The 25445-nt window shown below is 66.8% G+C and carries 28 protein-coding genes; 13 read left to right on the forward strand and 15 right to left on the reverse strand.

Going from position 1 to position 25445, the window contains the following annotated elements:
• Nucleotides 1–8: 8 nt before the first annotated feature.
• Nucleotides 9–1784 (reverse strand): acyl-CoA dehydrogenase, encoded by a 1776-nt coding sequence (locus ACPXCG_RS08320; protein ID WP_425790975.1) that lies wholly within the window; start codon nt 1782–1784, stop codon nt 9–11.
• A 107-nt stretch (nt 1785–1891) separates the two neighbouring features.
• Here ACPXCG_RS08320 and ACPXCG_RS08325 point away from each other — a divergent pair, with 107 nt between their 5' ends.
• A complete protein-coding gene (locus ACPXCG_RS08325; RefSeq protein WP_425790977.1) occupies nt 1892–2476 on the forward strand; it encodes a TetR/AcrR family transcriptional regulator in 585 nt (194 codons plus the stop codon).
• A gap of 4 nt (nt 2477–2480) precedes the next feature.
• Here ACPXCG_RS08325 and ACPXCG_RS08330 read toward each other — a convergent pair whose 3' ends face one another.
• From ACPXCG_RS08330 to ACPXCG_RS08350, 5 genes are all read right to left on the reverse strand, one after another.
• Nucleotides 2481–3620 (reverse strand): helix-turn-helix transcriptional regulator, encoded by a 1140-nt coding sequence (locus ACPXCG_RS08330; protein WP_425790979.1) that lies wholly within the window; start codon nt 3618–3620, stop codon nt 2481–2483.
• An 82-nt stretch (nt 3621–3702) separates the two neighbouring features.
• Nucleotides 3703–5046, reverse strand: coding sequence for an FAD-binding oxidoreductase (locus ACPXCG_RS08335; protein ID WP_425790981.1), 1344 nt, complete (start codon nt 5044–5046; stop codon nt 3703–3705).
• A 183-nt stretch (nt 5047–5229) separates the two neighbouring features.
• Complete coding sequence (locus tag ACPXCG_RS08340; protein WP_425790983.1) at nt 5230–5640, reverse strand: RidA family protein; 411 nt, start codon at nt 5638–5640, stop codon at nt 5230–5232.
• Between the two features lie 100 nt (nt 5641–5740).
• A complete protein-coding gene (locus ACPXCG_RS08345; protein ID WP_425790985.1) occupies nt 5741–6640 on the reverse strand; it encodes a carbohydrate kinase family protein in 900 nt (299 codons plus the stop codon).
• The gene (locus ACPXCG_RS08350) at nt 6637–7293 is read right to left on the reverse strand and encodes a class II aldolase/adducin family protein (protein ID WP_425790987.1); all 657 of its coding nucleotides are present in this window, start codon (nt 7291–7293) and stop codon (nt 6637–6639) included. The genes ACPXCG_RS08345 and ACPXCG_RS08350 overlap by 4 nt, the downstream gene beginning before the upstream one ends.
• A 112-nt stretch (nt 7294–7405) precedes the next feature.
• On the opposite strand from ACPXCG_RS08350, the gene ACPXCG_RS08355 reads away from it, so the two are divergent.
• Nucleotides 7406–8080 carry a DUF6891 domain-containing protein gene (locus tag ACPXCG_RS08355; protein ID WP_425790989.1) on the forward strand — a complete coding sequence of 225 codons (675 nt, stop codon included), beginning with the start codon at nt 7406–7408 and terminating at the stop codon, nt 8078–8080.
• 192 nt (nt 8081–8272) lie between these two features.
• Here ACPXCG_RS08355 and ACPXCG_RS08360 read toward each other — a convergent pair whose 3' ends face one another.
• The 4 genes from ACPXCG_RS08360 to ACPXCG_RS08375 form a co-directional block, all read right to left on the reverse strand.
• Nucleotides 8273–9475, reverse strand: a complete 1203-nt coding sequence (locus tag ACPXCG_RS08360; protein WP_425790991.1) for a serine hydrolase domain-containing protein — start codon at nt 9473–9475, stop codon at nt 8273–8275.
• A 35-nt stretch (nt 9476–9510) separates the two neighbouring features.
• Nucleotides 9511–10695, reverse strand: a complete 1185-nt coding sequence (locus tag ACPXCG_RS08365; RefSeq protein WP_425790993.1) for a pyridoxal phosphate-dependent aminotransferase — start codon at nt 10693–10695, stop codon at nt 9511–9513.
• 68 nt (nt 10696–10763) lie between these two features.
• Nucleotides 10764–11600 (reverse strand): aldo/keto reductase, encoded by an 837-nt coding sequence (locus tag ACPXCG_RS08370; RefSeq protein ID WP_425790995.1) that lies wholly within the window; start codon nt 11598–11600, stop codon nt 10764–10766.
• A 39-nt stretch (nt 11601–11639) separates the two neighbouring features.
• On the reverse strand, nt 11640–12569 hold the full coding sequence (locus ACPXCG_RS08375) for an NADP-dependent oxidoreductase (protein ID WP_425790997.1): 930 nt from the start codon (nt 12567–12569) through the stop codon (nt 11640–11642).
• Nucleotides 12570–12687: 118 nt separating this feature from the next.
• Between ACPXCG_RS08375 and ACPXCG_RS08380 the strand changes: the two genes are divergently transcribed.
• Entirely contained in the window at nt 12688–13098 is a 411-nt protein-coding gene (locus tag ACPXCG_RS08380) for an ArsR/SmtB family transcription factor (protein ID WP_425790999.1), read from the forward strand.
• On the forward strand, nt 13095–13622 hold the full coding sequence (locus ACPXCG_RS08385; protein ID WP_425791001.1) for an SRPBCC family protein: 528 nt from the start codon (nt 13095–13097) through the stop codon (nt 13620–13622). The genes ACPXCG_RS08380 and ACPXCG_RS08385 overlap by 4 nt, the downstream gene beginning before the upstream one ends.
• A gap of 57 nt (nt 13623–13679) precedes the next feature.
• Here the strand turns inward: ACPXCG_RS08385 and ACPXCG_RS08390 are convergent, their stop codons facing one another.
• Nucleotides 13680–14153: an NUDIX hydrolase gene (locus ACPXCG_RS08390; protein ID WP_425791003.1), complete on the reverse strand. Its 474-nt coding sequence runs from the start codon at nt 14151–14153 to the stop codon at nt 13680–13682.
• Nucleotides 14154–14243: 90 nt separating this feature from the next.
• Here ACPXCG_RS08390 and ACPXCG_RS08395 point away from each other — a divergent pair, with 90 nt between their 5' ends.
• The 5 genes from ACPXCG_RS08395 (at nt 14244) to ACPXCG_RS08415 (ending at nt 16643) form a co-directional block, all read left to right on the forward strand.
• Nucleotides 14244–14729: a hypothetical protein gene (locus ACPXCG_RS08395; RefSeq protein WP_425791005.1), complete on the forward strand. Its 486-nt coding sequence runs from the start codon at nt 14244–14246 to the stop codon at nt 14727–14729.
• 93 nt (nt 14730–14822) lie between these two features.
• Nucleotides 14823–15041 carry a hypothetical protein gene (locus tag ACPXCG_RS08400; RefSeq protein ID WP_425791007.1) on the forward strand — a complete coding sequence of 73 codons (219 nt, stop codon included), beginning with the start codon at nt 14823–14825 and terminating at the stop codon, nt 15039–15041.
• Nucleotides 15042–15062: 21 nt separating this feature from the next.
• Nucleotides 15063–15572, forward strand: coding sequence for an O-acetyl-ADP-ribose deacetylase (locus ACPXCG_RS08405; protein ID WP_425791009.1), 510 nt, complete (start codon nt 15063–15065; stop codon nt 15570–15572).
• Between the two features lie 114 nt (nt 15573–15686).
• Nucleotides 15687–16337, forward strand: a complete 651-nt coding sequence (locus ACPXCG_RS08410) for a hypothetical protein (protein WP_425791011.1) — start codon at nt 15687–15689, stop codon at nt 16335–16337.
• Nucleotides 16338–16352: 15 nt separating this feature from the next.
• A complete protein-coding gene (locus ACPXCG_RS08415; RefSeq protein WP_425791013.1) occupies nt 16353–16643 on the forward strand; it encodes a hypothetical protein in 291 nt (96 codons plus the stop codon).
• A gap of 14 nt (nt 16644–16657) precedes the next feature.
• Here the strand turns inward: ACPXCG_RS08415 and ACPXCG_RS08420 are convergent, their stop codons facing one another.
• From ACPXCG_RS08420 to ACPXCG_RS08430, 3 genes are all read right to left on the reverse strand, one after another.
• Nucleotides 16658–18169, reverse strand: coding sequence for an MFS transporter (locus ACPXCG_RS08420; protein ID WP_425791014.1), 1512 nt, complete (start codon nt 18167–18169; stop codon nt 16658–16660).
• Nucleotides 18170–18371: 202 nt separating this feature from the next.
• Nucleotides 18372–20162, reverse strand: coding sequence for an MFS transporter (locus tag ACPXCG_RS08425; RefSeq protein ID WP_425791016.1), 1791 nt, complete (start codon nt 20160–20162; stop codon nt 18372–18374).
• A 57-nt stretch (nt 20163–20219) separates the two neighbouring features.
• Nucleotides 20220–20669, reverse strand: a complete 450-nt coding sequence (locus ACPXCG_RS08430; protein ID WP_425791018.1) for a MarR family transcriptional regulator — start codon at nt 20667–20669, stop codon at nt 20220–20222.
• 258 nt (nt 20670–20927) lie between these two features.
• On the opposite strand from ACPXCG_RS08430, the gene ACPXCG_RS08435 reads away from it, so the two are divergent.
• From ACPXCG_RS08435 to ACPXCG_RS08450, 4 genes are all read left to right on the forward strand, one after another.
• Nucleotides 20928–21197, forward strand: coding sequence for a GlsB/YeaQ/YmgE family stress response membrane protein (locus ACPXCG_RS08435; RefSeq protein ID WP_425791020.1), 270 nt, complete (start codon nt 20928–20930; stop codon nt 21195–21197).
• Nucleotides 21198–21257: 60 nt separating this feature from the next.
• Nucleotides 21258–21905, forward strand: a complete 648-nt coding sequence (locus ACPXCG_RS08440) for an SDR family oxidoreductase (protein WP_425791022.1) — start codon at nt 21258–21260, stop codon at nt 21903–21905.
• A 37-nt stretch (nt 21906–21942) separates the two neighbouring features.
• Complete coding sequence (locus ACPXCG_RS08445; RefSeq protein WP_425791024.1) at nt 21943–23319, forward strand: FAD-binding oxidoreductase; 1377 nt, start codon at nt 21943–21945, stop codon at nt 23317–23319.
• Between the two features lie 101 nt (nt 23320–23420).
• Complete coding sequence (locus ACPXCG_RS08450; protein WP_425791026.1) at nt 23421–24776, forward strand: MFS transporter; 1356 nt, start codon at nt 23421–23423, stop codon at nt 24774–24776.
• A gap of 12 nt (nt 24777–24788) precedes the next feature.
• Here ACPXCG_RS08450 and ACPXCG_RS08455 read toward each other — a convergent pair whose 3' ends face one another.
• On the reverse strand, nt 24789–25403 hold the full coding sequence (locus ACPXCG_RS08455) for a cysteine hydrolase (RefSeq protein ID WP_425791028.1): 615 nt from the start codon (nt 25401–25403) through the stop codon (nt 24789–24791).
• Between the last annotated feature and the right edge of the window lie 42 nt (nt 25404–25445).

Raw genomic sequence — 25445 nt, forward strand, 5'->3', positions numbered from 1 at the left:
GTGGCCGGTCAGAACCAGGCCGGGTCGGTGTCCAGGGTGGTGCGATCGAGCGCGGCGACCAGCGACAGCTGCGCAGCCGTCTTCGGCAGTTCGTAGCGGAAGAAGTACTGGGCGGCAGCACGTTTGCCGTCGTAGAAATCGCCCGTCCGGTCCGCGGCCGCCAGCAGCTGCTCGAGCCACATCCAGGCCACGACGATGTGTCCGGCCGCCTCCAGATACGCGGTGGCGTTGGCGAGCGACAGCGCCGGATCGCCGGCCGACCACACCTGTGCGGTGGTGGTGACCAGCTGGTCGACAGCCTTCCGGAGGTCGGTGGCGTACTCCGCGGTGCTCTCGCCCGAGGCCGCGCGGTCGATGGTCGCGCCGATCGTCTCGGCGAGCAGGGCGAGGCCTGCGCCGCCGTTCATGACCACCTTGCGGCCGAGCAGGTCGAGTCCATGGATGCCGTGGGTACCCTCGTGAATCGGGTTCAGCCGGTTGTCGCGGTAGTACTGCTCGACGTCGAATTCCTTGGTGTAGCCGTAGCCGCCGTGAACCTGGATGGCCAGGCTGTTGGCCTCCAGACACCACTGTGACGGCCAGCTCTTCGCGATCGGGGTGAGCACATCGAGGAGGAGACCCGCCCGGGCCTGGTCGTCGCCGCTGCTGGTGGACTGTTCGTCGACCAACTTGCTGCAGTACAGGCCGAGCGCGAGAGCGCCCTCCACGTAGGACTTCTGGGCGAGCAACATGCGCTTGACGTCGGCGTGCTCGATGATCGGCACGGGTTTGCTCGCCGGGTCCTTCTGGTCCACCGGTCGGCCCTGCGTGCGGACCTTCGCGTACTCGAGCGATGCGAGGTACCCCGCGTATCCCAGTGACGTGGCCAGGAATCCGACCCCGATCCGTGCCTCGTTCATCATGTGGAACATGTAGCTGAGGCCGCGGTGTTCCTCGCCGACGAGGTAGCCGACGGCGCCTGTCTCCGACGTCGGCGAGTGCGTGCCGTCGCCGAAGTTCAGCAGCGTGTTGGTGGTCGCGCGGTTGCCCATCTTGTGGTTGAGGCCGACGAGGGCAACGTCGTTGCGGGTGCCGTCCGCCAGGTACTTGGGCACGATGAACAAGGAGATGCCCTTGACGCCGGGCCCGCCTCCGGGTGCCTTCGCGAGCACGAGATGCACGATGTTCTCGGCGAGTTCGTGGTCGCCTGCGGAGATCCACATCTTGGTGCCGGTGATCCGGTACGTGCCGTCGGGCATCGGCTCGGCCTTGGTGGTGATGTCGGCGAGCGACGATCCGGCCTGCGGTTCCGAGAGGCACATCGTGCCGAAGTACCGGCCCTCGACCATGGGGCGTACCCAGGTGTCGAGTTGCTCGGGGGTGCCGTACTCGGCGATCAGATTCGCGTTGCCGACGGTCAGGAACGTGTACGACGACATCGCCGCGTTGGCGGCCTGGAACCACGCACTCGAGGCCCGGCTGATCACGGTGGGGAGTTGCATACCGCCCAACGATTCGTCATACGAACCCGCCATCAGGCCGGCCTTCACGAACTCGGCGATGCCGGACGTGATCTCGTCGGGCAGCACGACCTTGCCGTCGTCACCGACGTACGGTTCGTTCTGGTCGCCGAGCTTGTTGACCGGGGCGAAGCGTTTGGTCGCCAGGTTCTCGCTGAGTTCGAGTACCGCGTCGAAGGTCTCCCGCGAGTGCTCACGGAAATGATCGCGACTGGTGAGCTTCTCGACCTCGAGCCACTCGTAGAGCAGGAACTCGAGATCGCGACGGGACATCGGGGCGGCCATGGGACTCCTTCAGCAACTAAGCGCTCGCTCATTTCTAAGCGCTCGCTTATGATGCACCGTACAGTGCGATCTGGTCAACAAGGCTGTGGTCGGGAGAGAGGTGGGAGATGGCCGTGTCGCGTGCCGGTGACTCCGTGGCAGCGGAACGGATTCGTCAGGCGGCGATTGCGTCCTTCGCCGAGGTCGGCTACGGGGGGACATCCACCCGGCAGATCGCCAAGCGGTTGAACATGAGCGCCGCGGCGATGTACCCGCACTACCGATCGAAAGAGGAACTGCTCTACGCGATCGCGCTCCAGGGACACCGCGGTGTGCTGGCGGCGTTGCGCGCCGTCGACGACGAGTCCTTGCCCGACGACCAGCGGTTACGGGCCGTCGTGAGGGAATTCGCGCAGTGGCAGGCGGAACACCATCAGCTCGCGAAAGTCGTGCAATACGAACTCCACGGACTGACGCGCGAGCACTACCGCGAGATCACTGCGATCCGACGGGATACGTCCGATGTGATCAGCTCCATCGTGAGCAAAGGCGTGGCGTCGGGGGAGTTCACCGTCGCCGCGGCCGGCGATGTCGTGCTGGCGCTGTCCTCGTTGTGCGTCGACGTCTGTCGCTGGTTTCCCTCGCGGACGCACCGTGACCCCGAGGCACTGGGTCGCGCGTACGGCGACCTTGCTGTGCGGATGGTCAGGTAGCCCGCTACCCGCCGGCGACGTCGAATGACCCCGATGGCAGCAACGGATCGTTCATCCGCGGGGCATATTGATCGAAGTAGACCCGCGCAATGAGTTCGCGCCGACTCCGGACGCCTGCCTTGTCGAAGATCGACTTGAGGTGATCCTGGACCGTGTAGGCGGACACGTGCAGTGCGGTCGCGATGTCCTTGGTCGCCACGCCCTGCAGCACCATCTGGGTGACGTCGCGTTCCCGGGCGGTGAGGCCGAAGGCCGCGACCACCATCGGCACGATCTCCGGGGGGCGCGCCTCCTCGATCGTCACCACCACCTCGCCGACTCGTCCCTCGGCGTTCGAGAGCGGTGACGCGTGCACCACCAACCACATCCCGGAAGCCCCCCGGACGCGCAGTCGAGGCGGGACATCGGTCTCTCCCCGTCCGTAGCGGCGGGCCGCACCCACCAACGAGGTGATCACCGAACTCGCTGCGCCGCTGTTTCTTCCGGTCAGTAGGTCGTCGAGGCGCTCTTCGGCGCCCGAACTCATCTGGATCATCTGGTTGGTGCTGTCGACGATGAGGACGCACGGCCCGGCGGAGGTGGCCTGGGGTTCGGCGACGACCGTGGTGAGCAGCCCGGTCCGGACTCCGCGTGCCATGGACTGCGACAAGGTGTCGAGATAGTCGATCTCGCCGGTATCGAACGGCGCCTCCCCGGCCTCCCGGAAGAACGCGATGGCACCCCACACCTGCGCCCCGTCGCGCAGGATCAGCCGCGCCTCGTCCCGGAAGTCGAAGTGCGGCGTCATGAATTCGGCCATCCGGGGCGAACGCCGGCTATCGCCGCCGGTCAGTTCATGCACGCCGACCGCGTCGACACGGGCGAGTGCGAGTTCGCGGAACGACGAGTCCTCCGCGCGGCCGTACTCCATCAGCCCGAACTCGTCGTCATGGGTGTTGCGTCCGACCAACGATCCGTACTTGCGAACGCTCGTCAGGATCAACGAATTCGGGTCGACGGTGGCGGCGCACGCCGCGGCGTGCGGGACCGCACGGGTCAGCGACTCGATGGTCTCGTCGATGAAGTCACTCACCCCGAGGCCCGCGTGGGCCAGCACGTCGATGTCGCGGCGTACGCGCTCGGCGGTCAAGGCTGCTGTGGCCATGGTCATCAGTGTCCGTCGTCGCAGGTCAGATGTCCATCCCAGATTTGTGGGGCAGACATTCGGGGGACTGTGCTGGTCGCGATCAGGCCGTCCGGCGGAACACCCCGTCCGGATCGTGGCGCTCGCGGATGGCGGACAACCGGTCACAATCGTCCGGCGACCACAGTTCGGGCAACTCCACGGCCGGTGTCTGGCCGGCGAAGTTCAGGGCGGCTCCGTCGGCCCATGGTGCGACCGCGGCGTTCACCGCTCCGACGTGCGGGCCGGCCAGCTCGGCGGCAGCACCTGCCGGGACCGCGATGGCGAGGATGTTGTAGGCCGCTGATCGGGCGGTGACCGAATTCGGAACACCCTGGGGTGCAGCCAGTTTCCCGCCCAAGAGGCGAAGCTCGACGATGGCCAGCGGACTTGCGACCGCCGGTCCGGCCACGGCGAGGACGGCGTCGACGGCCTCGGCCGGGAGCTCCCGTAGTGCGCTGCCACGTTCGATGCTGGGCATCGGTCCCGGCGGATCCATGTGCACGGCGTCGAGCGCGGCGACCGGCATCACAGCGACGTTCTGCAGCAGGACCGGTCCGGCGGTCGTCATCGGGGCGAGTAACTGTGCACCGATCGCCGGATCTCCGGTGTAGGTGAATCGGACGTGGACCGCCATCTGACCCTGCAGCGGGGCAGGGAGCGCAGGGTCCGGCGGGAGGCGCAGGATGGCAACCGAGGTGCCCGCCTCTTCCGGCAGGGTCGGTGCCCATCGGCGCCAGGCATGCAGAACCTGTTCGGCCGCCGATCCGGCAAAGAAGATGCCCCCGCCGTAGATGCTGGAGAGCTCGATCAGGTCGAACTCGACGGCTGTCACGATCCCGCAGCCGTCCCGGCCGCCGAGGAGCGCCCAGAACAGGTCGGGCCCGGCGCCGGCGTCGACCGTGCGAATGGTGCCGTCAGCGGTCGCCACCTCGATGCTGCGGACGTGGTCGGCGGCGTAGCCGAACTGCCTTCCGAGAGGGCTCAATCCGCCGCCGAGCGTGTATCCGACGACGCCCACCGACGAGGACGACCCGACGAGGCCGGACAGTCCGTGTGCCGCGGTCGCGGCGATCACGTCACGCCACCGGGCGCCTGCCCCGACGCGCGCGGTCCTGGTGACCGGGTCGACGCTGACCTCGGTCATGCGGGAGGTGACGATGGTGAGGAACCCGTTGCCTTCGACGACCGGGCCGTGGCCGGTGGCGCGAACGCCCACCCGGAGACCGTGGTCGCGGGCATATCGGACCGCGGCCGCGACGTCGTCGGCCGACGTGGCACCGACGACGATGTCGGGGGTCTGGACGGTGGCTACGTTGAAGCCGGCGAGTTCCGCGGCGTATCCGGGATCGGTTGGGGTGAGGACGGGGCCGGCCACCGTGGCGGCGTCGGGTGTGGTGAGGGACATGGGGTTCTCCTGGTTGTGAAGGGGTCTGAAGAGGTTGTGGTGAGGTTGATCTCGATACGGCGGCTCGCTGCGCTCGCTGCCTACTCGATCAGCGGACAGTGGTCGCTGTGTGGCTTTCCGCTGGTCGAGTAGCCCCGAGCCGCCAGGCGAGGGGCGTATCGAGACCACACTCGCCATGGACGTTCAGCGACCGGCCTGGGCGGTGATCTCGACGGCGAGTCCGGGGAGGGCGAGGGCGGCGACACCGACGAGGGCGGCCGGTGGCGTCGCACCGTGCGCGTCGAGGCGTTCGGTGAGTGCCTCGTAGGCGGCCAGGGTCGCCGGGACGTCGGTCGTGAAGATGGTGATCGAGAAGGCATCCGCCAGCGTGAGGTCGACGCGCGCCAAGATCTCCTCGACATGGTGGACGGCGAGCGAGAGTTGCGCGGCGACATCACCTTCGTGCAGCAGGCTGCCGTCGTCGGCGACGGACGCCTGGCCGGCGATGGTCAGGACTTCACGCGGCGCAGGCCGTAGCTGGGCGTGGTCGAAGCGGAACCCGGCGTTCCAGCTCGTCGGGTTGATGCGGATGGTGGTGCGGGCCGGAGTGCTCATGCATACGAGACTCGCTCGTGCACTCGACGATTCCCATCCCGAGCGTCAGTGGAGTTCTGCGCCCAGATTTCTGGGGGTCATCCGATCGATCGATGACGCGTCAGCCCGTGATCGACGCCCAGGTGAAGTCGCCGTGGTCGCTGCCCAGTCCGGTCGCGACGATCCCGGCCACCGCACAGCCGATCTCCGCGGCGGCGAGGAGTCCCAGATCGTGCCCGCGAGCGGCGAGGAAGCCCGCCGAGAACGAATCGCCGCAACCGCTGGTGTCGACGACGGTCACATCGTGGGCACGAGCATGCTCGGCGTCGTCGGCGGTCACCACGTAGGCACCGTCGGCGCCCGCGGTGGCCGCCACGCAGCTGACGCCGCGGTCGACGAGGCGTCGGCACGCGGCGATCACGTCTGACTCGCCGGTGAATCCGCGGACCTGGTCGTCGTTGGGAAGGAGGTAATCGAGTTGTGGCAGAACAGGTTCGATCCATGCCAGTAGGCCGGGATCGCCGTCGGCGAGGATGTCGGCGGAGATGGTGGTCCCGGTGGCGCGGATGTCGGCGAGCAGCGGGGCCAGTTCCGGCGGGTTGAGGAGCTCCGGTGCACCGATGTGCACGTGGTCCATCCCGGTGAGGAGCTCCAACGGGGCGCTGTCGAGCGGATAGGCGAGGTTGGCGCCGGGTAGGTGCAGCGCAGGTCGGTCCCCGTTACTGCGGATCGGCAACATGCTCATCGACGTCGGTTGGTCGACCGTGACGAGATGGTCGGTGTTCACTCCGTTGCGATCGAGCATGGTGGTCAGCAGGTCGCCGGGGTCATCGTGGCCTATCGCGCCCACCGTGTAGACCTCGACGCCCAGCTTGGCGAGGGCGAGAGCGGTGCCGCCGGCCGGTCCCGCCGGTGACATCCGGATGTTCTGCACGAGGGCAGCACCCTGACCTCCGGGGATCTCGTCCACAGGTTGTGCGAGCACGTCGAGGACGTGTGCTCCGAACGTGGCCACTCTCATGGATTCCTCCCGGGGAACGGTGAATACTGTCGTCGCGTCGCGGTGATCACGACGTCGACGATGTCGTCGTCGGTGAGGGTCGCGGGCGGGGCGACCGCCGCGGAACGCAGGTACAGCTCGGCCAGCCAGTCCACGAGTTCGATTCGGTCGCAGGCCGAGTCGAGGTCGTCGCCGTATGCGACGGAACCGTGGTTGCGCATGAGGGCGGCCGTGCGATCGGTCAGGGCCGCGGCCACCGCATCGCCGAGTGCGCGGCTGCCGAACACTGCATACGGCGCAACCCGGATCGCACCCCCGATGAGGGCGGCCGTGTAATGCACCACGGGCAGCTCATCGACGACGTTGGCAGCGGCTGTCGACGCGATCGGGTGTGCGTGGACCACCGCGGCCGCCGACGTGTGGTGATACACGTCGAGGTGGATGCGCAATTCCGATGTCGGCTGAAAGGGCGTGTCCTCCACGATCGTTCCGTCGAGGTCGACCGCCACCATCTGGTCGGGCGTGACGTCGGCGAGCCGGCAGCCCGACGGGGTCAGGAGAACGTGATCGTCCACGCGGACCGAGAGATTCCCGCCGGTGCCGTGGGTCATCCCCGCGCGGGCAAGTCGATGAGCAGCGGCGCCGAGCGCCGCGCGTTCCTCGGAGAAGCGCACGCCCGAGAGGTTACGCGGTGTCGTCCGAACAGACGAACCGTCGCCATCGCCGGAACCATGCGATCGGTGGCGACGTCCAATAGCCAATCAGACCCGTTGGATGGGAGCATCTATGCAGGGAGCGCACCTTACCGATCTGCGTGATCTCGTGAGGTCTCGATTGGTCCCCGGTTTCACCGGGCTCGTCGAGATCGAGGCGGACGCGCGCGACTGGGCCGAGGACGTCGGTGAGTCGGCCGATGCCGCTGTCGGGGAGGTTCGCCGGCTCTGGGACGATCGGGCGCAAGCGCAACGGCAGTGGACCGACAACGGTGACTATGCGCGGCTGCGGGCTGCCTTCGATGATCTCGACTCAGAAGGCGTGCTGGCCCGGATGAATTTCTCGTGCTGTAGCCGATGCGCCACACAGGAGATCGATGGTGAACGCACCCCGGACCCGGATCGCGACGACTGGTACAAATTCCGCGAGTGGGCCTACGTCTTCTTCCACGAACAGGACGCCGAACGGCTCGCAGACGACGACGCAGTCCTCTATCTCGGCTACAGTGCCTTTCGTCCGCATCCGACCCTGCCGGAATCGCTGCTGGACGCGATGTCGGCCGGTGACGCCGATGCCGAGCACGTCGCATACGAGCGCACCGAGACCCTGCTCGCCGAGCAGATCGTCGGGACCCTTCGGCGGCACGGACTCGATGTCGCGTGGTCGGGTTCCCGGCACGACCGGATCGGTGTCAATGTCAAGGAATGGCGTAAACCGTTGCCACAGAATGTCACTGATCGGGCGTAGAATCATTGCTCGCGCACTGGAGTTACGGATCGGGCGACCGCGTCGTCGGCCCAGCAAGGCGCGATGCCCGGCCGGATGACCCCCCCCACGCGCACGATCGGCGAGGTTCTGTGCACGATCGGCGAGGTTCTGTGCCCGATCGGCCAGGTTCTGTGCCCGATGGGCGAGCTCGTGGGTCAGGCGGGTGGGTCCTCAGCCGAGTGAGCGGTAGACGGCCCGCTCGAAGTCCAGGTACTTGCCGTACGCGGTCGGATCGAGGAATGGGAAGATCTGGGTCGCCCAGAAGCCGCCGATCTTGGTGCGTCGATCAATCCAGTAGTACAGGTTGGCCAGCCCGGCCCAGGCGAGCGATCCCGCGGGTCGGCCCGTGGGAGCGTCCTCGTCGTTGATCAGGAAGCTGAGTCCCCAGGACTTGGGGATTCCCGGAAAAAAGTCCATATCGTGGGCCAGCGCGGGGATCACGCCGGGCAGCGTGGTCACCGTGAGGTCGCCGAGGTGGTTGCGCGAGGCGTCCGCGATCGTGTCGGGCCGCAAAATCTGCTCGCCCGAGTCGGAGAGGCCGTCGTTGAGCCACATCCGGATGAACGCCAGGTAGTCGCGCACGGTCGAGTAGAGGCCCTGGCCGCCCATGTGCACCTCGGGGTCGTCGGGCATCTTCCACTTGTGGTTGGGGGACAAGGAACCGTCCGGCGCTCGGTGGTGCAGGACGGCACGTCGGCGGGCCAGATCGTCGGGGAGGGTGAACGACGTGTCGGACATACCGAGGGGGCTGAAAACGTGCTCGGACATCACGTCGCCCAGTCGGTGACCGGTGACGCCCTCGACGACGAGTCCGGCCCAGTCCATGCTGCTGCCGTACTCCCACCGTGTGCCGGGATCGAAGAGCAACGGAGTGGACAATGATTCCATCGTCGCACTGATGACACCCGGAACGCCGTGGTCACCGGTCAGCCGACGATAGTTCTCGTTGAAGAAGTCGTATCCGAAACCGGCTGTGTGGGTGAGTAATTGGCGTGCCGTCACGTCGGAGGACGGTGGGCGGAGTCGGGGGCTGCCGTCGTCCGCGAAGCCGTCGAGCACCTGGACGTCGCGCAACTGCGGGACGTATTCCCTGGCCGGCACATCGAGATCGAGCAGGCCGCGCTCGACGAGTTGCAGAGCGACGGTTGCGGTGATCGCTTTGGTGGTGGAGAACATGGCGAATACGCTGTCGATGGTCATCTGATCGGTGCCGTCGACAGCGCGCAGGCCCGCAGCGGACAGCGTCAGGAGCTCCGTGTCGGTGGTGACGCCCGCGACCACGCCGGGCACTCGTGCCGAGCCGGTGACCGCGGCGTCGAGTACCTCGCCGACCGCACGCTCGATCTTCCGTGAATCGATGATCTGTGGACCCATGGCGCTCATCCTCCTCGATGCGCTGACGGTCGATCTCAGGCAGGTCGCCGGAGTGTGTCGACGAACTCGCCGAGCCGCCGTAGTCCCTCGGTCAGTTCGTCGATCGATGCTGCGTACGACAGCCGAACGTGGTCGTCGGCGGTATGGTGGCCGAAATCCTTTCCCGGAGTGAGGGACACGTGTACCTCACGCAATGCTCGGTCACAGAACTCCGACGACGTGAGTCCGGTCGGCGAGACATCGAGGTAGACGTAGAACGCGCCGTCGGGCACCACCGGCACATCGAGTCCGATCCGCGCCAGACCGTCGACGACGAGTTCGCGCCGGATGCGGAACTCCTCGCGGCGGGCCTCGGCCAACGTGAGCGATTCGTCGGTGAAGCACTCGAGTGCGGCGTACTGCGCCGGTGTCGGAGGGCAGATGTAGTAATTCTGCGCCAGTCGTTCCATCACCGGGACGAGATCGTCGGGCACGATGCACCAGCCCAGACGCCAGCCGGTCATCCCGAAGTACTTGGAGAAGCTGTTGATGACGATCGCACCTGGGTCCGCGGCCAGGATGCTCGTCGGGCGGGCGCCGTCGGGCCCGGGATCGGCCAGGCCGAGATAGATCTCGTCGACGATCCGCCATCCGTCGCGGTCGGCCACGTCGGCGCAGATCCGGACCAGTTCGTCGTACGGCACCGACGTCCCGGTCGGATTGGACGGCGACGCGACCATCACTCCCCGAGTGTGTTCGCCCCAGGCGTCGGTGACGAGTGCCGACGTCAGTTGGAAGCGCGTTGCCGGGGTGGTCGGTATCAGACGCACATGCGCCCCGAAGCTCTCCGCGAACTGCCGGTTGCACGGATACGACGGATCGGCGACGAGGACCTCGTCGCCCGGATCGACGAGGGCAGCGCAGCTCAACAGCAGTGCGGCCGAGGCCCCGGACGTGACGACCACTCGCCGGGGGGCGACATCCACACCGAATTCGGTGCGGCAGAACCCGGCGATCGCCGTGCGCAGTTCGGGCAACCCGAGTGCCCCGGTGTAGGTCAGCGGCTGGCCGTCGGTCAGCTCACGGATCGCGGCGAGAAAGGCCGGCGGTGCACCGAAGTCGGGCTCGCCGATACTCAATTTGATGACGTCGTGACCGGCGGCCTCGAGTTCGGCGGCCCGCTTTCCGAACTCCATCGCGTAGAACGGCGCGACGGCCTCGGCGCGCTGGGAGATCCTCATGGGGTCATTGTGGGCCCAGCGGCCGAGGCCGTGCGAAGCGGGCCGGATCGTTTCCGGTTCGCGGCGGGTCAGCTCTCCGGGATGTAGTTGAACTCGTCAGGGTTCGGTCCGCGACGCCGGTCCTTGTTCAGCCCGTCGATGGCGGCGATGTCTTCGACGGACAGCTCGAAATCGAAGAGGGAGAAGTTCTCCTCGACCCGTGAGCGGGTCACCGACTTCGGAAACACGATGTCGCCGCGCTGGATGTGCCAGCGCAGGGTGACCTGAGCTGTGCTGCGGTTCTTCTCCTGGGCGATTTTGACGAGTACGGGGTCGTCGAGGACGTCGCCCTGTGCGATCGGCGACCACGCCTCGGTCGCGATGTCGTGCTCGGAGTTGAATGCGCGCAAGGCATTTTGCGTCAGGTACGGATGGACCTCGATCTGGTTGACCGCGGGCACCACATCGGTTTCGGCGAACAGTCGCTCAAGGTGAGCGCGCTGGAAGTTGGAGACACCGATCGCTCGTGCCTTGCCGTCGCCGTGGAACTTCTCGAGGGCCCGCCAGGTCTCGGCATAGTCGCCGACCCCGGGCAGCGGCCAGTGGATCAGGAAGAGATCGATCTGCTCGAGACCGAGGTCCGCGAGTGTCTGATCGGCGGCCTTGAGGGCGTCGTCGTAGGCGTGGAAGCCGTTGTTCAGTTTGCTGGTGATGAACACGTCGCGACGATCGAGCCCCGATTTGGCCAGGGCGGCGCCAACGCCCTTCTCGTTCCCGTACATCTCGGCGGTGTCGATGTGGCGGTAACCGACGTCCAGCGCGGCCAGCGTGGCCGCCTCGGTCTCCTCCGGCGGGATCTGGAAAACGCCGAAACCGAGCTGGGGGATCTGTACACCATTGTTGAGAGTGATTGTGGGAACCGACATTCGGCTACTTCCTTTCGGTTGGATCAGCTTTCAGGTGGCTCACGGCAGCAGGATGAACTTGCCCCGTGGATGTGCGTGCTCGAGTTCGGTGAGTGCGGTCGCGGCGTCGGTCAGCGGGAAGGTCGCGGCGACCTCGGTGAGGAGTGTTCCCGCCGCGGCGTCGGCGATGAGGCCTTCGACGGCCGCGGCCCGATGTCGTCTGCTCTCCGGGGTGCTGCCGTTCACCAGGACGATTCCGTCGGCGGCACGTCCGAAGGCGGCGACACTGACGACCTTTCCGGGATTGTCGACCAGGGCAAGTGAGGTGTCGATGGCGTCGTCGTTGCCCACCGTGTCGATGACGGCGGTGACCGGGGCCGGCGTGAGCGCCGCGATGCGCTCGAGGAGTCCGTCGCCATAGGGCACCGGGGTCGCGCCGAGTGCGCGCACGTGTTCCTGGTTGGCGGGACCCGCGGTGGCGATGACGGTTGCACCCGCGGTCACTGCGAGCTGCACCGCGATCGAGCCGACCGCGCCGGAACCGCCGTGGACGAGAACCACATCGGATTCGGTCACGTCTGCGGTGCGCACGGCGTCGGCCGCAGTGACCCCGACGAGGAGGAGCCCGGCCGCGCGCTCGACGTCGAGTTCGGCAGGCCGCGGATGAACTGCGCGGACGTTCGCGAGCACGCTGTCGGCGTACGCGCCGTGAGCCCGGTACACGATGACCTCGTCGCCGACCGCGAAGGGATCTGCGAGGTCGCCGACCGCGGTCACCGTCCCCGCCAGCTCGTAACCGATCGCCAGCGGGAGTTTCGACTCGTCGGTGCCGGTCTGGCCACGGACGGACTTGACGTCGACCGGGTTCATCCCGATGGCCCGTGTCTGCACGACCACCTGTCCCGGCAGGGGAGCCGGGATCTCGTGATCGACATACTCGAGCACATCTGCAGGGTCGCCATAGGCGGTCGCGACGAATCTCTTGGCCATGTGTGGTTCAAGGGTACGGCCCGGGGCGAGTATTCCGATGCGAGTCGGCCTGCGCTGCCGACCGGGGGCCGACGTCGACCGGTGGCGCAATTGGTAACCGTTCAGTTACCATTCTGTGATGGGTGTCTTCGACGCGATCGCCGATCCGGTACGTCGCCGAATCCTGCGGATATTGGTCGACGGTCCCTGTCGGGTCGTCGACATCACCGATGTGCTCGCCGGCGACCGCCCGATCTCCCGGCCCGCCATCAGCCGTCACCTGCGGGTACTCGCCGCCGCGGGGCTGGTCGACGTCACCGACCGGGGCCGGGAAAGGCACTACCGCCTCGACCCGAAACCGCTGGAGGATGTCCGGACATTCCTGGCAGACCTGGGTCCGCGACCCGACGAATTGCCCGGCGCCGGGCGGGCGGGCACGCACCGATCGAGGATCGACGAGGGGATGCTCGATGCCCTCGACACCGAGGTGTATCGCACCAGACGCGACGGCCGCAGGGTGGCCGTCGACCCACAGGAGGACTCCGCATGACCACAGATCCGTCCGGCCGCCACCTCGTCCGCGCAGAAGGCGACGCCATGGAGTTCACCCGCACGTTTCGCGCCGGCATCGATGACGTGTGGGCGGCGGTCACCGAGTCCGATCGACTGGCCCGGTGGATCGGCTTCTACAGCGGCGACCCCGCCGGCGGCCACGTCGACTTCACGATGAACGCCGAGGGCGAGGAGAACATGTCGCCGACCCGGTACGACATCCGTCGCTGTGAGCCGCCCCGGCTGCTGCGGGTGCACACCACCGACGACTTCGGCACCTGGGATCTGATCGTCGAGTTGTCCGAGTCCGACGGGATCACGACGCTGGTGCTCAGCCAGATCATCGACGATCCCTCGATGATCGAGAACACCGGCCCGGGCTGGGAGTACTACCTGGACCGACTGTCGGCGGTGATCGGCGGGTGCGATCCGGACGTCATCGATTTCGACGACTACTACCCGGCGCAGCGTGATTACTACCTGGCGATTCAGCAGTCGGTGATCGGTGACAGCAGTCAGTGACCGGTGACGCCGGATCACGGCAATCCTGACGCGCACGGGTCGACGAACCCGCCCGGCCTACGGGCGGAACCACGCCGCCGGATCGTCGCGGAGAGCGTTCTGGATGCGGAGCCGGGAGGTCTCGGCGAGGTCCTCGGGTAGGTCGTCAGCGGGAAACCAGGTGACGTCGGTGTTCTCGTCGTCGGCCGCGTGCGGTTCGCCGTCGATATGGCGGGCCAGGAAGCAGACGTCGAGGTACTGCGAGTGGTCGCCATTGGGATAGACGATCATGGGCGTCACGTCAACGCTGGTCAGGCGTACCAGTTCGGCTCGGACGCCGGTCTCCTCGGCGATCTCGCGCAGCACCGCTCGAGCAGGTTCCTCGCCGGGTTCGAGGACGCCGGACACCACCGCCCATTCGCGGGTGTCCGCTCGATGGGTGAGCAGGATGCGTCCGGTGGCGTCGAGCACCACCGCACTCACCCCGGACAGCCAGAGTGGCTCATGTCCGACGTGGCGGCGTAGGTCACGGATGAAATCTGGGATGGGCACGGAATCCATCCTGCCAAGACGGCCGGCGGGCCACGGGGTCTGTCGGTGGCCGGTGATTCACTGACGCCATCCCGACCACAGGAGGTGCCCGTGAACCCGCAGCAACCAGATCCCCATCCGAACATGCACGGCATGGAGTCGGACGGGACCGGTGCGTCGCCGACGATGAGCTGGGGCGCGATGGAACGGTGGCTCGTGGAATCGATGGGGGAGATGCCCCGGGCCGCCATCCTGGACATCGGTCCGGCCGGAGTCCGCGTCGACGACACCGACGACGTCGAATGCGCACAGATCCAGTCGCTGAGCTCGGAGACGTTCCTGCTCCGGCTCTCCACCGTCGTCATGTCGGTGCCGCTGCTCGCGTCGTTCAGCGTGCCGCGCACCGCGCTCGACACCTGGTTCTACGACGACGTCTTCGACGAGTGCACCCACGGATACCTGATGAGTCGCTCCCGGCGCCGCGTCGCCGAGATCGGCGTCGCGTGGTTCCGGGACCGATGCGGCTTCGCGTCTCCGGGCGATCTCGGCTGCTCGTACACCGAGCCGGTGCGGCTCCCGCGGTCGGCGCCGCGGTGACGGGGAAGACGGGGGTCAGGGATGCCCCTGATCTTTCCCCGAATTCGACCGGGACCTGATGATTTCCGGCCGCGGGAAGTCCACAGTGGAGTCATGACCACACCAACAACCCCCACAAACACGACGGGCAACGGCCTCGGCTTCTGGAAAGTGCTCGGCATCATTGCAGTGGTGCTCCTCGCCCTCGCGATCGTCGGCCCACTTCTGAAGGGACTCTTCTGGATTGCGCTGTTCGGCCTCGCGATCTACGGCGGCTTCATGCTCTACCGGTCCAAGTCGGGTAAACGTCAGAACGGTTCCTCTTCGCTGTAGGCGCGCCTACAATCGGGGAACATGAGCGGTATCGACGTCGTCACCGGTGACATCACATCGGTGCGTACCGACGTCATCGTCAATGCCGCGAACTCCTCGTTGCTCGGCGGCGGTGGAGTCGACGGTGCGATCCATCGCGCCGGCGGCCCCGCCATCCTTCGGGAATGCCGTCTGCTCCGCGAGACCACGCTGCCGTCCGGTCTCGAGACCGGTGCCGCCGTCGCCACCACGGCCGGTGACCTGCCGGCGCGCTGGGTGATCCACACGGTCGGTCCGGTGTACTCCGACCGTGAGGACCAGTCGCAGGTGTTGCGGTCGTGCTACACCCGCAGCCTGCGTCTGGCGGACTCGCTCGGCGCGCAATCCCTGGCGTTCCCGCTGATCTCCGGTGGCGCCTACGGGTGGCCCCTCCACGACGCCGTCGACCAGCAGGTTCGGGCTGTCAAAGAAGCAAATTCGACTGTCGAATCCATTATGTTCGTTGCCTTTTCGGACGAGATCGCGAATCTCACACGCCGTGCGCTGAGTTGATCACCCATTGGTCGGTCCGCCTGACTATTCTCGGCTGGTGGCCGAATACTGGGTGGACGCGACGGGTGCGGATTCGCGCGCCGAAGCAGCAGGTGGCAGGGTGCGTGACCCGCGGTGACCGCCGAGACCGATCAACTCGACCGCCCATCCCGGGACGAGACCCGGTTGGTGGAGCCAACGATGCTGCGACCGTATTCAGTCGCCTATGACGTTGCGGCGCGTGCTCGTCGCATCGACCGTTCCCAGGACGGCGACGAGACGCCGATTCTCGAACGCCTCGAGCGGATGGCGGTCACCGCCAGTCGCGTGTCCGATGAGCGATCCATCCCGGGTGAGGTGCTGATCGACATCGACCGCGACGTCTGGCGGCCTGCCACTGTGCCGGGATACCTTCAGCTGTTCATCGCCGACCATGGCAACGACGGGACCGTGGCGATCGTGGTGACCCGTTTCGTCATCGACCACGCCGCCGATGTCTCCCGTCTGATCGATCACGCCTTCGTCGAGCCGCGTGCGCTGCCCGAGTGGACCGAGAACGAGGCCACCCGAACACAACCGGGCTTCCGGACCGAGGGCTCCTCGCTGCAGACGGGTACCTACGTCGGTGACGATCAGACCTGGTATTGCGCGATCCGGTACGCCGCCTACCGCCGCGGCAACGTCGCGTATCTCCTGCACGCGACCGGGACCGCGCCGGCTCGCGAGGGCGACACGTTCCGGCGGTCGATCGCATCTGCGGTCAGCTCGGTCCGCTTCGAGGACTGAGGGGGAGACGATCAGATGGTCAAACGTTCCGACCGCGTGGACGACCTGGAGGCCGCGCTGGCCGCGACGGCGGTCTTCGTCGATGATCCGGACGACCAGGGCTGGATGACTGCACACGTCGGCCGGCAGGACCTGTTCGTGCGGATCGGCGATTTTCCCGATGAGGACCTGTGGTCGCTCTGGCTCGGCGACGGTCGGTGGATGGACTTCACCGTGGTACCGGCCGGATGGACGCTGCGTGTGCCGGGTCGGCGTTGGCCTGCCGGAGCGCGACCTCGGTTGCCGAAGAACGAGTTCCACGCCTGACGGCGTGAGTCCTGCTAGGCGCTGGTGCTCGATGACATGGCGGACGCGCGAGGGTCGGGTGCTCCCAGACCCGGGGCGTCGATGCTCATGCCGCTGGTCTCGAACCCGAAACGTATGGTCACGATGACTCCGAGGATCGTCGTGCCGACGAGCAGGAAGAGCAGCGCGCTGGTCCCGATCGCATCCGCGAGCATGGGGAAGAAGAACGCCGCGCCAACCGCGCCCACCTTGGCGAACGATGCCGCGAATCCTGCTCCCTTGCCTCGGATCTCGGTGGGAAAGACCTCGCCGGAGATGAGATAGGTCATAGAGTTCGGCCCGAGGTTGTTCATGAAGTAGAAGAGCACGAAGCCGCCGAACAGCAATGGGATGTTGTAGTCGTCTGGATCCAGGGTGGCCATCGCGACCAGGAACAGACCGAGTCCGCAACCCACGAAGCCGGTGATCTGCAGACGCAGGCGTCCTACACGCTCGACGAGGAAGATCGCCACGACGATCCCGATGATGAACACGATGTCCATCAGGGCGGATCCCTTGGCGCCCAGCATGTCGTTGTGGATGACATCCTGTAGCGAGTCGAGGTCGGATTGGCGGCCGACCACCGCGGCGAGGAGGACCGGGGTGAAGATGCCTACCCCGTAGGTGCACAGGTCCTGGAGAACCCAGGGCACCGACGCAAAGATCGTCACCCTGCGGTATTTCGCGCCGAAGAGGTCGCGATATCGGCCAGACCGTGCCGAATGTGCCGGATTCTCCCCATCGGGCCGCAAAATCACCTGGCTGGGGTAGGCGGGCTTCCGGGCGAGCAGTCGTTGCGTCTCGACCTCGGCATCATGCAGCCGGCCGCGGGACAGCAGCCAATGCGCGCTGTCGGGAAGGTAGAAACGGCCGATCAGGACCAGGATGGCCGGGATGATCACCGCCCCGTACATCCAGCGCCAGGCCTCGACGTCCGGGTTGTGGTACAGGATGAAGAAGCCCAGGAATGTGCCCGCGAACGCGCCGACGGACTGGAACCCGAACGCGGACAGCACGAGCCGGCCCCGTCGGGGCGTGGGCGTGCTCTCGGAGATGACCATGTGGGCCCTGGGGTAGTCGCACCCCAGGGCGATCCCCGCGCCGAAGAGGAAGACCACCAGCGCCATGAAGTTCGGCGCGAACGTGGTCGCCGTGACGAAGAGGGCGAAGATCGCCATCTCGGCGATGAACATCCTCTTCCGTCCGAATCGGTCGGCGAGGCTGCCGAGCGCGGTCGCGCCGACCAGGATGCCGGCCAACGACGCCGACGAGATGAAGCCCTGTTGGGTGGTGTTCAGGGAGAAGTCGATCGTGATCAGGGGCAGGGCGACCCCGGTCATGAAGATCATGATGCCCTCGAAGAACTTACCCGCGGCGGCGAGCCACCAGATCCGCCATTGCATCCCGGTCATCGGCGGAATCGCGGTGTCGGTACCGTCCCGCCAGAGGGGTTTGTCGTCGATGTACTCCTGGACCGTCCGTCCCGGTTGCTCGTGCCCAGACAACATGCACTCTCCTCACACGACCGGTAGCCCGTCGTCGACCGGGACTGCCCGAAATTCCGTCGACAGCACCGGCCGCCCTCTTCCTCTCTCGCGTCGAAGGGCCCTGCGCGAGAAATCGTTCACCATTCACTTGTGGTTCATCGGATCGCGATGAAGCAAACATCTCGGGGCGGCCGCCTGACGGATGGCGGGCTCGCTCAGGAGGTCACGACCGAAGCGGCGGCGAGAGTTCGGACGTGACCGGCTCGACGACGTCTGCGCTCGCCCCGCCGGAGGTCTCCTCGTCGATCTCCTCGAGTTCGACGGCCTTCGGCCTGCGGCCGCCGGTGAACAGTGATGCGAGCGCACCGATCACACAACACACGATGGCGAAGGTGAACGCGGCGGTGAGGCCGTCGGCGAACGGACTGCTGATGAGGTGGGGGAAGAAGTCCAGTCCGGTCAGCGTGTCCTGATTGCCCTGCGGCAGGCTCGAAAGCTGTGGACCGAGTAGCTGCTCCACCGGGTTGTAGCCGAGGAAGGCGGCGAAGAGGACGGCGACCGCCGGCAGGTGCGCGATCTGATCGGCCTGCACCGCGGGTACCCCGTTCGCGGTGAGCCCGGCGCCCATCGTCGCCGGGAGATGAGCCGAGAGTCCACTGATCATCAGACTGAAGAACAGACCGATCGACAGCACCATGGCGGCGTTCTGGAAGGTCGTCATCATGCCCGACCCGGAGCCGCGGGCGTCCGCGGGCAGGCTGTTCATCACCTCGGCGCGGTTCGGCGACGAGAACATCCCCATGCCGACGCCGTTGAGGAACAGCACGATTGCGAACGTGGGGTAGGAGAAGTCGACCGGCATCGCGATGAGCGCGGCGAAGGTGCCGGCGGTGATGAGCATGCCGGTGGTGGTGAACCACTTGGTGCCCAACCGGTCCGACAAAGCGCCCGACAGCGGTGCGGTCAGCAGGAATCCGATGGTGATGGGGATCATGTAGATGGCCGACCAGAGCGGCGTCTGCTCGAAGTTGTACCCGTGCTGGGGGAGCCAGATCCCCTGGAGCCAGATGATCAGGATGAACTGCAGTCCACCGCGGCCGATCGACGACATGAGATTGGCGATGTTGCCGAAGGTGAACGAGCGGTTGGCGAACAGGTGCAGGTTGAACAGCGGGCTCGGCACCCATGTCTCGATGAAGACGAAGGCGACCAGCATGAGGGTGCCGCCGATGAGGCAGGACAGCACCATCGGACTGGACCAGCCCATGCTATGTCCGCCGTACGGCTGGATGCCGTAGGTGATGCCGACGAGGACGGCCACGAGCCCGACCGCAAAGGTGATGTTGCCCCACCAGTCCATCTGTGCGCGGCGGCGCACACCGGTGTCTCGGAGTTTGAGGTATGCCCAGATGGTCCCGATGACACCGAACGGCACCGACACGAGGAAGATGAGGTTCCAGTGGATGGGTGCGAGGATGCCGCCCACCAACAGGCCGAGGAACGAGCCGGCGATCGCTGCGACGCCGTTGATGCCGAGCGCGAGTCCACGCTGGTCGGCGGGGAAGGCGTCGGTGAGGATCGCCGACGAGTTCGCCATCAGAAATGCACCGCCGACGCCCTGGACGATGCGCCACGCGATGAGCCAGATGGCGGCTGCGCTGCCGTCGAACCAGGTGATGGCGAGAAAGATCGACGAGACGGTGAAGATCGCGAAACCGAGGTTGTACATGCGGGCGCGACCGAACATGTCGCCGAGGCGTCCGAAGCTCACCACCAGCACGGCGGTGACCACGAGGAAGCCCATCATCATCCACAGCAGGTAGCTGGTGTTCTCGGGGAGCAACGGATTGACGTGAATCCCACGGAAGATGTCGGGCAGCGCGATCAGGACGATTGAGCTGTTGATGGTCGCGATCAACATGCCCAGGGTGGTGTTGGAGAGCGCGATCCATTTGTATCCGGGACCGGGACCCGGGTCGGCCGCGGCGGGTGCGGCGAGTGCGGCGGAGGTCATGGAAGTCCTTGGGGGAGGCAGGGAGCCGACGGGTCGGGTTCGCGAGGGTGGACGGGGTCAGGTCGTACCGAGCGCCGCGGCGAGGATCATCAGCCCGCGGCCGACGGTCGATCGGTCGTCGTCGTCGAGGGCGTCGAGGGCCTCCGCGAGCACCCGGGCCCGCTCGGTCCTGGCGTTCGCGATGAGTTCCACCCCGGCCGGCGTCGGATTCAGCAACCGTGCCCGGCCGTCGTCGGGGTCCGGGGTCCGTTCCACGAAGCCCTGTTCCTCGAGTGCCGCGACGATCCGGGACATGGTCGGCGCGGTCACGGACTCGCGCTCGGCGAGTTCCGACAGGCGGATGGGGGCGTGATTGATGACCGTCCACAGTGCTGCGGCGACCCCGGCACTGAGGTTGCGGTTCCCGCCACGGGTGCGCAGCGTCCGGTTGATGCGTGTGAGCTGGTGATAGAGCGTTGCGACATCGGTGGTGCCGACGATGTCCGCGCCGGGGACGGCTCGTGTCATGGCCTGTTCCTTCGCCAGAGAGGTCGCGTGAGACGCCGCGGCCATGTGGTTGTCGCTTTTCCAGCACATTAGTTGCTTAGTGCTAAGTAAGCGAATGGTAAAGGTCTCAGAGGGACGAAGGCTGTGTCCGTGGTCTCGTCTTCGCGACGAATCCGGCGTCGTGGGTCCGCCCTGAGTGGTGCGGGCGTAGCGTCCGCACCACTCAGGGCACCAATCGCAGCGGCGAAGGTGTGCCGACGCCGAAGATCTGGAGGAGCCATGCTCGGACTGGGAATCATCGGATGGATCATCATCGGCGGACTGGCGGGTTGGGTGGCCAGCATGATCATGAAGACCAACGCCCAGCAGGGCATTCTGCTGAACGTCGTGGTCGGCATCGTCGGCGGACTGATCGGCGGGTTCATCCTCAGACTGTTCGGCGTCGACGTCGAGGGCGGTGGCCTCATCTTCAGCTTCGTGACGTGCTTGGCCGGGGCGTGTCTGCTGATCTGGCTGGTCGGCCTCGTGCGGGGGCGCACCAAGGTCTGACGCCGGTGGTCTGACGTCGGTAGCGTGGACCGAGACGATCCCGATCGAGAGGAGTCCAGAATGGCCCGCGTGGCAATCATCGGAGGACACGGCAAGATCGCGTTGCGCTTGGCGAAGACGTTGTCCGAACGCGGTGACGACGTGACGTCGATCATCCGCAACGAGGCGCACGTCGACGACGTGGCCGCCACCGGCGCCGCACCCGTCGTCGCCGACGTCGAGGACCTGGACGCGGCCGGGCTCGCATCCGTGCTGGCGGGTCACGACGCGGTGGTGTGGTCAGCGGGGGCCGGGGGCGGCAGCCCGGACCGGACCTACGCCGTGGATCGCGACGCGGCGATCCGTTCGATGGATGCCGCCGCGTCGGCCGGGGCGAAGCGCTACGTCATGGTGTCCTATTTCGGTGCCGGACCCGACCACGGTGTCCCCGAGGACAATTCGTTCTATCCCTACGCCGAGGCGAAAGCGGCGGCCGACACGCACCTGAAGGGCACAGGGTTGGACTGGACCATTCTTGGACCGAGCCGGCTCACCGATGAGCCTGGCAGCGGTCGGATCACCACGGGCGAGGACCGTTCGGCGAGCAGCGAGGTCAGCCGCGACAACGTTGCGCTGGTGGCCGCCGCGGTGCTCGCCGACCCGGCGACGATCCATCGCACCATCGAGTTCGACGACGGAGACACCCCGATCGCCGACGCGCTCGCCTGAAAAGCCCGCGTTTCTGGTCGATGACCGGGATCGACGGATGAACCCGATACCGCTGGCCGACCTACGCGCCGTCGTCGGTGAAGCGCACGTGCTGGACGACGCGGATGCGGCTGCCGGCTACCTGACCGATTGGACCGGCCGGTGGACCGGCCGCGCCGACGCGGTGATCCGGCCACGTACCACCCAGGAGGTGGCCGCCGTCGTCGCCCGGTGCGCCGACGCCGGGATCGCGATCTGCGTGCAGGGCGGTAACACCGGATTGGTCGGTGGGTCGGTACCGCCTGTCGGTGGCGACCCCGCGGACCGTCCACTGGTCCTGGTGACGACCACGCGGATGACCGACATCGACGGCGTCGACACCATCGGCCGGTGCGTCGGGGCGCAGGCCGGTGCGACGATCGACGCGATCGATCGCCAGGCCACCGAGTCGGGGCTGAGGTTTCCCGTCGACCTCGCATCCCGGGAATCGGCCACCGCCGGAGGTCTGGTCGCCACCAACGCGGGCGGAATCCGGATGATCCGGCACGGCAACACCCGCAGCCAGGTTCTCGGCGTCGAGGCCGTCCTGGCAGACGGCCGAATCCTGCGCCGGTGGACATCTCTCGTGAAAGACAATGTGGGATACGACCTCCCGGGACTGCTCGCCGGCAGCGAGGGCACCCTCGCGGTCATCACGCGTGTGCTGTTCCGTCTCGTCGCACCACCGCGCGACACGATCGTCAGTGTGGCGGCCGTACACCACGTCGCCGACGCGATCGATCTTCTCGGCTCCCTGGCCGGTAGGGGGCTGACCATCGAGGCCGCCGAGGTCATGACCGAGGCGGGTATCACGCTCGTCGAGGATTTCGGACCACGACGTCCCGTTGCGGCGCGGGCACCCTTCTACGTACTGGTCGAGACGTCCGGTACCGGCGACGTCGAGGCCGCGGTCCTCGAGGCCCTGAAGAATGCACCAGTCGCCGACGCCGTGCTCGAACCGGGTCCGGCGCGAGCTCTGTGGGCAGCACGGGAACAGCACACCGAGTCCATCGCGCGGTCGAGCACGACGGCAGTCGTCAAACTCGATGTGTCGGTGCCGATCCGAGCGCTACCCGAGGCGCTGGCCGAACTCCAGGCGGTGGCCGGGGTGGTCGACCATCCGTGCCGTCCGATCCTCTTCGGCCACATCGGTGACGGCAACATCCACGTCAATCTGCTCGACGTTCCCGAGAATCGCGTCGAGGAGCTGACCTCACATGTGTTCGGCATCGTCGCGGCCAACGGCGGCAGCATCAGTGCCGAGCACGGGATCGGACGTGCGAAGACCGCGTGGACCCATCTCGGTCGGGGAGAGGTCGACCTTGCGGCGATGCGTGCCGTCAAGGACGCATTCGACCCGGCCGGCCTGTTGAATCCGGGAGTCCTCTTCGGCTGAGTGTGCCGTCTGTCCACGCGGCCGTTCACGGTCGGAGAGTTCTGATCACCGTGATTCGGACCCTGGGGTGCGCGCCGCGGTGTCGCTACCGTACTGCGGTCATGGCCACCACCACCCTCACCGCTCCGGACCTGCCGAACCTGTCCGACGAGACCGACGACGAGCGCCGCAAGCGGCTCCGTACCGTCGTCGCCGCGAGTCTGCTCGGCACCACCATCGAGTGGTACGACTTCTTCCTGTACGCCACCGCGGCGAGTCTCGTCTTCAACACGGTGTTCTTCCCGGATCAGAGCTCATTCGTCGGAACCCTGCTCTCGTTCGCCACCTTCGCAGTCGGCTTCGTCGTCCGTCCGATCGGCGGGATCGTCTTCGGCCACATCGGAGATCGCATCGGGCGCAAGCGAACCTTGGCGCTGACCATGGTTCTGATGGGTGCCGCGACCGCTCTGATGGGCGTGTTGCCCACCGCCGCGTCGATCGGCGTCCTCGCGCCCGTCCTGCTGCTCGCGCTCCGTGTGCTGCAGGGCTTTGCGCTCGGCGGAGAGTGGGCGGGCGCAGTCCTGCTCGCCGTCGAGCACAGCCCGCGCCGTCGTCGTGGATTGTTCGGCAGCATCCCGCAGATCGGTCTGGCCCTCGGCCTCGCGCTCGGAACAGCGGTCTTCGCGATCCTGCAGGTGACCCTCGACGACGACGCGTTCCTCACTTACGGATGGCGGATCGCCTTCCTCGTGAGCGTCGTGCTGGTGGTGGTCGGCTTCGTCGTTCGCCTCAAGGTCGACGAGACTCCCGCATTCGCCGAGGTGGCGGCGCTCTCGAAGAGGTCGTCGGCGCCCCTGCGCGACGTCGTGCTGCCGCCCAACACGCGCAACACAGTCCTCGGCATGCTGGCGCGCTGGGGTGAGGGTTCGGCGTTCAACACCTGGGGTGTCTTCGCGATCGCCTATGCGACCAAGGAACTCGATCTCGCCGAGGTGCCGGTGCTGATCTCCGTCACGATCGCATCGGTGGTGATGGCACTGCTCCTGCCGGTGTCGGGGCTGCTCACCGACCGATACGGACCCAAACGCATCTATCTGATCGGTATCACAGCGTACGGAGTCGTGGTGTTCCCGGTGTTCGCGCTGTTCGGCACCGAGGACCTGGTGTGGTTCACGGTCGCCCTCGTCGTGGTCTTCGGGGTGGTGCACGCACTCTTCTACGGCGCGCAGGGCACGCTCTTCGCCAGTCTGTACCCCACCGAGGTCCGCTACACCGGCCTGTCGGTGGTCTATCAGTTCTCCGGCATCTATGCGTCCGGCCTGACGCCGCTGATCCTGACCGCCCTGATCGGCGCGGCGGGTGGATCGCCGTGGCTCGCTGCGGCGTACCTCGCGCTCACGGCGGTCATCAGCGTGATCGCCACGTCGTTGATCCGGCAGCGCGACCTGCAGCTGGCGACCGGGACCCGGTCATTGTGATCGGGTGCCGGATCAGAGGGCGGACAGGACCGCCGTCGACTCCACCGGTTCGGAGAACATCGGGTAGTCGAAGCTGATCGCGTTGTCGTGTTCGGCGACCGACGTCGCCGCCGTGCAGTCGGTCAGCGTGATGACCCGATACCCATTCTCGTACCCCGACCGCATGGTGGACTCCACGCAGCAGTTGGTGAGGAATCCTCCGAGGATGATCGTGGTGATGCCCTTGCTGCGCAGGATGAAATCGAGGTTGGTGCTCGCGAAGGTGTCCAGTCCGCGCTTGCCCTCGATGACGATGTCGCCGCCGGCCGGGGTGAGGTCGTCGACGATCGTCGCGCCCCAGGAGTCCTTGACGAACGCATTGCCGTCGACGACACCTTTGAGGATCCCGTACGGATGTCGCGTGAGTTCGCCATAGCCCGGTGCGAAGGTGATCGGGGCGTGCATGATCGTCACACCCGCGTCGCGGGCCTTCTCGACCAGCGCGACGGTGTTGGCGAGCATGCCGGTCTTGTCCATCACCTCGGAGACGGCATCGTGCAGCACCCCGCCGTCGCTGGTGAACTCGTTCTGGAATTCGATCAGAACGAGGGCGGTGGTGGCGGGGTCGAGCGTCAGGGTGTCGGCCATGGTGTCCCTTTCGGTGCGGTGGGGCTCGCCGGCGCCACCGAT

This window comes from Gordonia sp. DT218, assembly GCF_049847105.1.
Lineage (GTDB): Bacteria > Actinomycetota > Actinomycetes > Mycobacteriales > Mycobacteriaceae > Gordonia.

Coding starts and splice junctions, on each gene's coding strand:
- ACPXCG_RS08320 (WP_425790975.1), bottom strand. CDS start 1,784: ATGGCCGCCCCGATGTCCCGTCGCGATCTCGAGTTCCTGCTCTACGAG.
- ACPXCG_RS08325 (WP_425790977.1), top strand. CDS start 1,892: ATGGCCGTGTCGCGTGCCGGTGACTCCGTGGCAGCGGAACGGATTCGT.
- ACPXCG_RS08330 (WP_425790979.1), bottom strand. CDS start 3,620: ATGGCCACAGCAGCCTTGACCGCCGAGCGCGTACGCCGCGACATCGAC.
- ACPXCG_RS08335 (WP_425790981.1), bottom strand. CDS start 5,046: ATGTCCCTCACCACACCCGACGCCGCCACGGTGGCCGGCCCCGTCCTC.
- ACPXCG_RS08340 (WP_425790983.1), bottom strand. CDS start 5,640: ATGAGCACTCCGGCCCGCACCACCATCCGCATCAACCCGACGAGCTGG.
- ACPXCG_RS08345 (WP_425790985.1), bottom strand. CDS start 6,640: ATGAGAGTGGCCACGTTCGGAGCACACGTCCTCGACGTGCTCGCACAA.
- ACPXCG_RS08355 (WP_425790989.1), top strand. CDS start 7,406: ATGCAGGGAGCGCACCTTACCGATCTGCGTGATCTCGTGAGGTCTCGA.
- ACPXCG_RS08360 (WP_425790991.1), bottom strand. CDS start 9,475: ATGGGTCCACAGATCATCGATTCACGGAAGATCGAGCGTGCGGTCGGC.
- ACPXCG_RS08365 (WP_425790993.1), bottom strand. CDS start 10,695: ATGAGGATCTCCCAGCGCGCCGAGGCCGTCGCGCCGTTCTACGCGATG.
- ACPXCG_RS08370 (WP_425790995.1), bottom strand. CDS start 11,600: ATGTCGGTTCCCACAATCACTCTCAACAATGGTGTACAGATCCCCCAG.
- ACPXCG_RS08375 (WP_425790997.1), bottom strand. CDS start 12,569: ATGGCCAAGAGATTCGTCGCGACCGCCTATGGCGACCCTGCAGATGTG.
- ACPXCG_RS08380 (WP_425790999.1), top strand. CDS start 12,688: ATGGGTGTCTTCGACGCGATCGCCGATCCGGTACGTCGCCGAATCCTG.
- ACPXCG_RS08385 (WP_425791001.1), top strand. CDS start 13,095: ATGACCACAGATCCGTCCGGCCGCCACCTCGTCCGCGCAGAAGGCGAC.
- ACPXCG_RS08400 (WP_425791007.1), top strand. CDS start 14,823: ATGACCACACCAACAACCCCCACAAACACGACGGGCAACGGCCTCGGC.
- ACPXCG_RS08405 (WP_425791009.1), top strand. CDS start 15,063: ATGAGCGGTATCGACGTCGTCACCGGTGACATCACATCGGTGCGTACC.
- ACPXCG_RS08415 (WP_425791013.1), top strand. CDS start 16,353: ATGGTCAAACGTTCCGACCGCGTGGACGACCTGGAGGCCGCGCTGGCC.
- ACPXCG_RS08420 (WP_425791014.1), bottom strand. CDS start 18,169: ATGTTGTCTGGGCACGAGCAACCGGGACGGACGGTCCAGGAGTACATC.
- ACPXCG_RS08425 (WP_425791016.1), bottom strand. CDS start 20,162: ATGACCTCCGCCGCACTCGCCGCACCCGCCGCGGCCGACCCGGGTCCC.
- ACPXCG_RS08430 (WP_425791018.1), bottom strand. CDS start 20,669: ATGACACGAGCCGTCCCCGGCGCGGACATCGTCGGCACCACCGATGTC.
- ACPXCG_RS08435 (WP_425791020.1), top strand. CDS start 20,928: ATGCTCGGACTGGGAATCATCGGATGGATCATCATCGGCGGACTGGCG.
- ACPXCG_RS08440 (WP_425791022.1), top strand. CDS start 21,258: ATGGCCCGCGTGGCAATCATCGGAGGACACGGCAAGATCGCGTTGCGC.
- ACPXCG_RS08445 (WP_425791024.1), top strand. CDS start 21,943: ATGAACCCGATACCGCTGGCCGACCTACGCGCCGTCGTCGGTGAAGCG.
- ACPXCG_RS08450 (WP_425791026.1), top strand. CDS start 23,421: ATGGCCACCACCACCCTCACCGCTCCGGACCTGCCGAACCTGTCCGAC.
- ACPXCG_RS08455 (WP_425791028.1), bottom strand. CDS start 25,403: ATGGCCGACACCCTGACGCTCGACCCCGCCACCACCGCCCTCGTTCTG.